This is a genomic window from Syntrophorhabdaceae bacterium (assembly GCA_028698615.1).
Taxonomy (GTDB): domain Bacteria; phylum Desulfobacterota; class Syntrophorhabdia; order Syntrophorhabdales; family Syntrophorhabdaceae; genus Delta-02.
In genome coordinates this window covers 139,963-148,526 of sequence record JAQVWF010000002.1, presented here as the reverse complement: position 1 = coordinate 148,526, position 8,564 = coordinate 139,963, and the positions used below count along the sequence as shown (strand labels likewise).

Sequence of the window (8,564 nt, the reverse complement as noted above, 5' to 3'; positions counted from 1 at the left end):
CAATAGACCCGCATATACCCGTCGTGATGACGAAAACACCGATCTCTTCCGAGATATATGACAGGATGGATGCAACGCCGTTGCCCAGCATAGCCGGGCAAATAGAGATGAACAGGTCCTCCAGGGATATGTTGAGCCTCGGTACGATGATGGCGCTGTTTATGTTCTGATAGTCGCGTCGTGTCCCGGGATCCATGGTCATCTATCCGGCGCTCGCCGTCATGGTCGCCTTGATGATCCCAAGAATTGCCGAGGTCGATACGAGACAACCTCCGAAAGCAACCTTCTTCCACGCCCCCTGGGCGCCCTGGGGATTGTTGTCCTTGTTCGCCATCACCACGAAACCCCATATGATAAGACCCGTCCCCGCGCAAAAAGAGATCGCCAGGAGACCATACATGATTATATTGGCAAGGTTGCTCAGGAACTCCCCGGCATCGGTGGTCTCCGTGGCCCACCGGCTCTCGTTGAATGTCTGCGCCCAGCCGTTCCTTATATGGACGGCGGTAAACAGCGAATACAGCGCGGCAAGAAGACAGCCCTTTTGCATAGCCATCAATCTTCTTGCCTTCTCCCTCATTGATGCTGGAATCATATTATCTCCTCCTGTCCTTTTTCAGTATGTCGTTGAACATGGCCTTCTCATCGTCAGACTGAAAATATATGTCTCCGCGGTCAAAAGAAAGGCCTCCATAGAGATATCTTTCAACGGTGACCTTGAAAACCCATGACACGTATCCGGCAAGGCCGCAGCTGACGATGAGCTGGAGCATGGCGAGGACGTTCAGGCCCGCAATACCCTGCGCGTATACCCTCAGCGCTATGCCGCAGCCTCCGGCACAAAAAGCAACGAGCAGAATGAACAAACCCCCCATCTTCAACCACGTTGTGAGTCTTTTTTCCTTCGACATGAGCGGGGTGCAGCGTTCGAGCCGTACCTCCTGTCTTTTGCCGTCGCCGGTCTCGAAGACCAGCCTCCCCCTGTCCCCTTTTTCGCGCTCATGAAACACTATCTTTTTCTGAACAGGCACCGGGATACCTTCATCAAACTTGCCCGGCAGATATCTGATCAGCACTGTAAGCCTCCTACTCCACACGGATAGCCTGTCGGCCGAGCTTCTTATAGAAGGCCATCGCCCCGTCACACTTTGCTTTGAATACCTTCGCGATCACAGCCCATTTCCCGCCCTCGCCGTGGGGTGCGATCGTCACAAATACGTCGTCAGGCTTGGGGGAACTTCCGAGGAATGAAAAAGCCTCAGCCTCCGTGGCAAAGGAATCCACAAGCAAATAGCAGAAGTTTGCCCGATCCCTGCTGAGCCAGTCTCCGCCCGACTCATCGGAGACGAACTGAGGCGGCGACACGATCCTCCAGACGAGGGTCGGCGCCGAGTAGCTGCTTCCGTCCCGGCTTATCTTCGCAGGATTATAGATGAGCCTCACCTGTGCCGGAAGAATGGCACCGCCCTTCGTCAATTCGAGATACAGGAGTTCATCCCGGTATCTCCGAACAAAATCCCGCAATCGCTCCTCGAGTTCCTCTTTGCAGAGGCGCGAATATTCCCTCCTGCCCTCCTCTCTGCCCTCTTCCCGCGCGATCCGGATGGATTCCGACTCGATGACATCCTCCGGCACCGCCCTGATGGTGGGGGCGCATCCGGCCAGGGCAAGGAGTACCCCTGCGAGAGCCGCAATGCCTGTGATCGAAATGGTGAGTTTCTTTCTTCTCACGGCCATCCTCATTTTCCGGGGTCCTTCAAATCATCGACAGTGATCGTACCGACCCCCGCGCCTGACCTCCCCTGCCGAAACTGGTAGGGATACCCGACGGAAAAGGACTTCACAAAGGCGATCTGCCGCAAAAAGGCACGCACCGTGGTTGATGAGACCAAGTCTGAAGGAGACCCGGGGGGCTTCTCCCGCGTTTGCGCTGCGAGGGGCGATATCAAGCCGGACACCAGCGCAAGGAAAACCACGCAGCAGCTAACGGGCGTCAGTGAACGTTTTCCCATCGGCCACCCTCCGTACCTTTATATCCCGGCCCCGGGAGGCCACGATGCTTGTCCCGTTACCGAGGTCCAGGGAGAACTCGGCCTCCCCAACGGGCATCACCTTTCCGGCGATCATGAAAACATAGAGTTCCGGCTTCGAAAGTTTCATCATCCGTATGAAGGGATAGGCTGTAAGATCTGTCAGTGACGGCGACCTGCCGCCGAGGAGGATATCCTCTGCGCTGCCCTTCTCAGGGATACGCTGCGTCGTGATGACGCGCACCATAGCGTCGGTCAGGTCAGCTGCGCCGCCCATGCCTCCCCGCCTTACGTTTATGGTAAGATCCGCCTCTCCCGACGCCCCGTCCTCGACAAGCAGGTAATGGTGGGGCACCTGCTCCCCTTGCGTTCTTTCGAATACAATGATGTTCGTTGACTTGAATTCCTTCACCGGAAAAATGATGAGGGAATTGCCTCTTGTCTCGATGGCGAATTTCTCGCCTGCGCCGATCGCGATATCATCCGCGCTGAAACTGTAGGGAAGGTTGATGACGCTGCCATACCCGTAAGCAAGACGGATGGCGGGCACAACACCCGGCGCTTCATCGATATCGCGCTCCCTCATGCGTACCAGTTCACGATCCTTTTCAAGAAGAGGTTTCAGGCGCTGCACCTTCTCCCTCATCTGGCGGATATCCTTCTCGGGAAGGTCGAAGGGAGGGACAGCGATCTGTCCTTCCGCTGGCTGGTTCCGGGCCTCCGAAGTTTGCTCCGGTGCGGCCTCAACCACCGGCAGGCTCAGAAAAACGAACAATATACAAACCAAAAGGGTTCTCCGCACTGCGCACTCCTTTATACAGCTTTATCTCATATGTCTTCACTTTGAGGTCTTCGCCCGCCGCCTCTTCTCCCACAACCCGGACAGCATTGAGCCTCACCGAGGCGACGACGACCGCTTCCCTGCCCCGTATCTTCGAATCCTTGAGGGCATTCCACTCGGCAATGACTATAAGCTTCTGGTCTGACAGGGACTTGAGGTAATTGTCCCGGTACGGCTCGTAGAAGGCCCTGAAGGACGCAGGATCGAAGCGCTTTGATACCCGGCCTATCCGATTGGTGAAATCGCCCTGCGATCTCACCTCCACGTACGTCCAACCGAGGATATCCCTGATCGCGTCCCTGCAGAATATCTCAAGCTCCGGCCAGTGGATCCTGTCGGGATCGTCAACACGGATCAGGGAGGGTCTCCCTGTTGAATCCATGAAAACGATCTTGTCCTTACCTTTCCCCGCAGCCACGATGACGATCGACGCCGCCACCATGATGATGCCGAGAACAACCGTTGCCGCGGGAATGAAGAGCAGGGCCCTGGAGGTGAGTTTCAGGCCCCGGAATATGCCTATCTCTATCGCAAGGGCCTCGCCGCCGTCCGCCGGAGAACCCTTTCCTTCCCCTTTCTTGAAAACCGCCATCCATCTCCCGCTATATGGTAAATAGCACCATCGAACACCTGAGCATTTGAACGCTGGAACTCTGGAACATTGGAACGGTTCTCATGACCGAATTGATCACAAAACTGATAAGCAATGCACAGACCATGGTTTCCCCCATGATGCCTGTTTTGGGAGCCTTTCTCATCATCAAGGGCCTCATGCGCCTTGCCGGCGGAAACGACGCTGCGAAAGGAGGGGCCGGCGGTGGGAAGATGATCATCATCGGGTCCTTTCTGACATGCTACAAACTGACCTCGTGGATAATTATCTCCACGCTCACCCGGTGCGGCCTGTATTCTGGCAACGCCGGTCTGTAGGTCCAGGCCCGTTTGAGCTGTCCCCCGCCGTCCTTTTCACGTATTTCATCAGCCTCAATTCCTTCACATCGCCCCTGGGGGGAATGTAGCGCGTTCTGAACCGCCTCACTTCATCCCCGGCAAAGATGTATCCTTCACCTACCCTGAGACCCGCCAGATCTCTCATCTCTATGCGGCTGCCTTTTTGAAAGGCATAGGTGCCGTCCCAGTTGCCGAGGCTCTCCATCATCGTGCTGTCGTTCCGAATATTGGGCATCATGAAGAAGGATTCGCCTGCCCGCTCCCCGAGGAATTTCGCCGTGTCCGTGTCCTCCACCTTCATGACGATCTTGTAATTGGTGTTGCCGATGAGCCGTTTCGCGTCCGTCTCCGACGCCTTGAAGAGCGACGCAAGTTCCTGAACGGATATGATGACTCCGAAACCCAGGGAGCGCCCCTGGGCAAGGATGGTATCGAAACCCTCCACCGCGTACGACCCGTATTCGTCTGCGATAAGGGTGAACGGGATTGACGGGCGGCGGCGGCGGACATCACGCCGTATCTCTTCGTAATTCCCTTCCACTCTCGTCCCGAGCGCTGTCGTCAGGGCGATCTTGAATGCATTGAGGGTGAGTCTTCCCAGCGCCTGAAGGGTCGATATCGAATATGATAGTGAGGGAAGGAGAACGACGAGGATGCGGCTATTGGAAACCACATCGACCATGTCGATCTCCGGCGCATCGGTATCAAAGATCCTGTTGAACGTCCCGGCGAGAAGGTCAAGAGGGGCTCCCCACTGCTGAACAAAAAATCCGTATTGCCTGAGTGCCTCCCCGGCCGCCGGTGACATTCTGCCCTGACCTCTCGTGCGGTACTCCTCCCAGCCGGGCAGGTCCCCGAGCAATGCCCTCAGGCGGGCTTTCACCGGCTGCCCGCAGTCATTCACGGGATATCGTTCGTCCGCCTCGAGCAAGAGGAGTTCATCGAAAGAAAGATGCCTTCGCACCTCCGACGGCGTAAGAACATATTCCCCGAAGACCTCCGGGTGGTCCCTCCTGTAAACAAGCTGCGCAAGAACAGCCTTCATCAGGATCTTGCCTCTCTCCTGCCAGTAGACCTGGTCTCCCTCCGCCTGCTTCAAGAAACCCGTCATGATCTCGGCGAGGAAATCGGCATCGCCGTATGTCATGAAATTGAAGGTGTGCGACTGCGACGGATTGAGGAAATTTAGTACAAGCAAGTCCTCCACGCGGTCGCATCCTTCGATGATCTCGTAGAGGACCTCATAGGTGTCGGTAACATCCGATTTGCCATCGATGAAACAGAACCCTCCGCCGAGTCTCATGATGGAATCGGCAATGCTCCTTATGGCCGTTGTCTTCCCGGAACCCGTCGTACCGATGAGCATACCGTGACGGGTGATCTCGTGAATGGGCAGCATGACAGGAATTCCGTAGTGGTCTTTTCCGAGGAATATGGCGGCCTCACCCTCGCTGCGCGTGAAAACGGGGCCGGGTGAATTGGCCGATGCCATCATTTGAAGCACGAGCCCGGCACCGAAAACGCAGAATGCCGCAAGGGGGCTCAGAAAGGCCGCGGCAAGGGAAATTGCCGTCATTGCCACAGGGTTGATCCATCGGATCCTCAACCACGTCTGCGGACGCAGACGCGAAGCAGGAGCGATCCTGGCCCGCTGCGCCCTTTCATCAATGGACCGTGTCATGTAATGGGAATAGCGAAAGAGAGAGTCTCAGGGTCCAGTCAAGCGCTTTACGCCGTTTGCGCGAACCGCAGACTATTGCTCACAGGGCGAAATCATGGTAGATTCTCTCAGTCTGGCAGTCCCATTGCGGTAATCCGAATGCATATCTTCATGTGAAGGAGTAATCATGCTGTTCTCTAAAATGTTCATCCCCACCGTCAAGGAAGACCCGAAAGAAGCCGAGGTGGCAAGCCATCGCCTCATGTTGCGGGCAGGTTTTGTCAGGCGGCTGGCTTCGGGCGTCTATACATGGCTCCCTCTCGGGCTCAAATCGCTCAGAAAAGTGGAGCAGATCATCCGCGAGGAAATGAACAAAAAAGGCGCCCAGGAGATCTTCATGCCCTCCGTACAGCCGAAGGAGCTCTGGGTCGAGAGCACACGGTGGGAAAAATATGGCAAGGAACTCCTGCGATTCGTCGACAGGAACAACCGGGAGCTCTGCCTCGGGCCCACCCATGAGGAAGTTGTCACCGACCTGGTGAGAAGAGAGGTAAAATCCTACAAGGACCTCCCCGTCAATCTCTACCAGATACAGAACAAGTTTCGCGACGAGATCAGGCCCCGCTTCGGGATCATGCGCTCCCGGGAATTCTCCATGAAGGACGCCTACAGTTTCGATGCGGACGAGTCCTCGGCAGAGAAGAGCTACAAGGAGATGTACGAGGCATACGTCAGCATCTTTACGCGGTGCGGATTCCGGTTCCGCGTCGTCGAGGCCGACACCGGCCAGATAGGCGGGAGCTTCTCCCACGAGTTCATGGTGCTCGCCGACACGGGCGAGGACATTATCATATCCTGCGACGCCTGCGGCTATGCAGCCAACCTCGAAAGGGCCGAGGTCGGGGCGGCACAAAAGGCCGTCTCCTCGAAAAAAGGCCTCCACAGACGCGTGGAGACACCCAACCAGCGCAAGATAGACGAGGTTTCTTCCTTCCTCGGGATAACGCCCGACAAGCTTGTGAAGACCATTATCTATACCACCGATAAAGGCACGATCGGCGTCCTGGTCCGGGGCGATAGGGAAATCAATGACACGAAGCTGAAGAATCTTCTCAAGCTTGATGAACTGGAACTTGCCGACGAGCGGACCATTGAGGAGGCCACGGGCGGTCCCCTGGGATTCTCGGGCCCCATGGGGCTTTCCATACCGCTCTACGCCGACATGGACCTCACCTCCATGGAGGACTTCGTCATCGGCGGCAATGAACGCGATGTCCACGTGGTGGACGTCAACATCGGCGATTTCACGGTCAAAGGCTTCCACGACGTAAAGGTGGCCGTCGCCGGCGACAGGTGCCCCCGGTGCGACGCGGGGACGCTCGTTGCGACCCGGGGTATCGAGGTGGGACACATCTTCAAGCTCGGTCTCAAGTACAGCAAGGCAATGAACGCCACCTTCCTCGACAGCGAGGGCAAGGAGCAGTTCATGGTCATGGGCTGCTACGGCATCGGCGTCGGCAGGACCGTGGCCGCCGCCATCGAACAGGGCAACGATGAGAACGGCATGATACTGCCCCTGCCGATCGCCCCCTTCGAGGTGGATGTGCTGCCCGTGAACACGACCCACGCGGAAAGCATGAAGGTTGCCCGGGAGATATACGAGGAGCTTCTGGCGAAAGGCGTCGACGCGCTCCTTGACGACCGCGACGAGCGGCCGGGCGTCAAGTTCAAGGACTGCGACCTCATTGGGATACCCCTTCGCATCACGATAGGAGAACGGGGCCTCAAGGAAGGCATCGTGGAGATAAAACGACGGGACAGAAAAGAATTCGAAAAGGTGCCTGCGGCAGAGGCGGCCGGGAGGATCATAAACTATGTTGAAGACGCTAAACACCGGTGATCTGACACCGAAAGAGGAGATAACGGCACGGATCGACAACCTTCGCAGAGGGATGGCCGAGAAAGGTATCGAACTTGCCATCATCATTCAGAACGTCGACATCTTTTACTTCACGGGAACCCTCCAGCGGGGAATGCTCGCAGTCTCTGCCGAGAGGGGCCCCGCGTTCTTTGTCGAAAAGAGCATATTTCGGGCTCAGATGGAGACACCTCTCGATGTCATACCCATAAAACGCGACAAAGAGGTCAAAGACATCCTGTCGGAAAAGAAGATGCTCCCGGCAAAATGCGCCATGGAGCTCGATGTGGTCCCCGTCGCACTCTGCGAACGATGGAAATCACTTCTCGGTCAGGACGCAATGGGGGACCTCTCGCAGATCATCAGGGATGCTCGGCTCATAAAGAGTGAGTTCGAGATAGAGCAGATCAGAAGATCGGGCGGGATCGTGGAACGGGTCCTTGAGAAGGCGAAGGATGTCATCAGAGAAGGGGTGCGGGAGATCGACATCGACGCGGCGCTTCTCGCCGAAGGCAGAAGGTGGGGCCACCAGGGGTTCCTCAGGATGCGGGGCCTCAATCAGGAGATGATGAGCGTGTACGTTACCCATGGATACTCGACGACGATCACCTCCGGCGCCGACGTTCCCATATCCGGGATAGGCGTGACCCACGCCATTGCCCAGGGTGCCTCCGTCAACGTTGTAAAAAGGGGGATTCCCATTATCGTCGATTACGGCGGCGGTTACAACGGGTACATCACCGACGAGACGCGGGCATATTCGGTGGGGCCGCTCAAGGAGCTTTTTCATAAGCCCTACGAGGTGGCCCGGGATATCATCCATGGGACAATGGATCTTGCAAAGGAAGGCACCGACGCGACGGAGGTCTTCGCAAAGGCCCTCGATCGTGTGAAGGCCGCCGGTCTGGAAGACCATTTCATGGGCCACGGAGAAGGCCAGGTGGCCTTCATCGGTCACGGTCTCGGCCTCGAGATCAACGAACTGCCTGTCATTACGCCCCGGCACAGAATGGTCCTTAAGGAAGGCATGGTCTTCGCCTTCGAGCCAAAGTTCATCTTCCCCGGCGAGGGCGCTATAGGGATCGAGGTGGATTTCGTCGTTCGTAAGACTGGACTCGAAAGGGTAACGAAAACACCCCTGGATGTGGTTTACGTTTGACGATT

General features: G+C 56.7%; 10 protein-coding genes. 3 read left to right on the top strand and 7 right to left on the bottom strand.

Annotated features, from left to right (window positions below):
• From PHC90_01850 to PHC90_01825, 6 genes are all read right to left on the bottom strand, one after another.
• The coding region (locus PHC90_01850) for a hypothetical protein (protein ID MDD3845085.1) at positions 1 to 196 on the bottom strand (196 nt) is incomplete at its 3' end.
• Between the two features lie 6 nt (positions 197 to 202).
• Positions 203 to 595 carry a hypothetical protein gene (locus tag PHC90_01845; protein ID MDD3845084.1) on the bottom strand — a complete coding sequence of 131 codons (393 nt, stop codon included), beginning with the start codon at positions 593 to 595 and terminating at the stop codon, positions 203 to 205.
• Between the two features lies 1 nt (position 596).
• Positions 597 to 1,076, bottom strand: coding sequence for a hypothetical protein (locus tag PHC90_01840; protein MDD3845083.1), 480 nt, complete (start codon positions 1,074 to 1,076; stop codon positions 597 to 599).
• Positions 1,077 to 1,086: 10 nt separating this feature from the next.
• Entirely contained in the window at positions 1,087 to 1,731 is a 645-nt protein-coding gene (locus tag PHC90_01835; GenBank protein MDD3845082.1) for a hypothetical protein, read from the bottom strand.
• A 252-nt stretch (positions 1,732 to 1,983) separates the two neighbouring features.
• Positions 1,984 to 2,817, bottom strand: a complete 834-nt coding sequence (locus PHC90_01830) for a hypothetical protein (GenBank protein MDD3845081.1) — start codon at positions 2,815 to 2,817, stop codon at positions 1,984 to 1,986.
• Positions 2,774 to 3,463: a hypothetical protein gene (locus PHC90_01825; protein MDD3845080.1), complete on the bottom strand. Its 690-nt coding sequence runs from the start codon at positions 3,461 to 3,463 to the stop codon at positions 2,774 to 2,776. Before PHC90_01825 ends, PHC90_01830 begins: the two co-directional genes overlap by 44 nt.
• Positions 3,464 to 3,546: 83 nt before the next feature.
• Here PHC90_01825 and PHC90_01820 point away from each other — a divergent pair, with 83 nt between their 5' ends.
• Positions 3,547 to 3,801 (top strand): hypothetical protein, encoded by a 255-nt coding sequence (locus PHC90_01820; GenBank protein MDD3845079.1) that lies wholly within the window; start codon positions 3,547 to 3,549, stop codon positions 3,799 to 3,801.
• Here the strand turns inward: PHC90_01820 and PHC90_01815 are convergent.
• Positions 3,761 to 5,428, bottom strand: a complete 1,668-nt coding sequence (locus PHC90_01815; GenBank protein ID MDD3845078.1) for a DUF853 family protein — start codon at positions 5,426 to 5,428, stop codon at positions 3,761 to 3,763. The two genes, PHC90_01820 and PHC90_01815, sit on opposite strands and share 41 nt — an antisense overlap.
• A 241-nt stretch (positions 5,429 to 5,669) precedes the next feature.
• On the opposite strand from PHC90_01815, the gene PHC90_01810 reads away from it, so the two are divergent.
• On the top strand, positions 5,670 to 7,382 hold the full coding sequence (locus tag PHC90_01810) for a proline--tRNA ligase (GenBank protein MDD3845077.1): 1,713 nt from the start codon (positions 5,670 to 5,672) through the stop codon (positions 7,380 to 7,382).
• Positions 7,357 to 8,559: a Xaa-Pro peptidase family protein gene (locus PHC90_01805; GenBank protein ID MDD3845076.1), complete on the top strand. Its 1,203-nt coding sequence runs from the start codon at positions 7,357 to 7,359 to the stop codon at positions 8,557 to 8,559. The genes PHC90_01810 and PHC90_01805 overlap by 26 nt, the downstream gene beginning before the upstream one ends.
• Positions 8,560 to 8,564 lie beyond the last annotated feature (5 nt).

Bases quoted from the DNA above. Each gene is read 5' to 3' on its own strand.
- PHC90_01820 (MDD3845079.1), top strand. From the start codon at position 3,547: ATGACCGAATTGATCACAAAACTGATAAGCAATGCACAGACCATGGTT.
- PHC90_01805 (MDD3845076.1), top strand. From the start codon at position 7,357: ATGTTGAAGACGCTAAACACCGGTGATCTGACACCGAAAGAGGAGATA.
- PHC90_01810 (MDD3845077.1), top strand. From the start codon at position 5,670: ATGCTGTTCTCTAAAATGTTCATCCCCACCGTCAAGGAAGACCCGAAA.
- PHC90_01825 (MDD3845080.1), bottom strand. From the start codon at position 3,463: ATGGCGGTTTTCAAGAAAGGGGAAGGAAAGGGTTCTCCGGCGGACGGC.
- PHC90_01845 (MDD3845084.1), bottom strand. From the start codon at position 595: ATGATTCCAGCATCAATGAGGGAGAAGGCAAGAAGATTGATGGCTATG.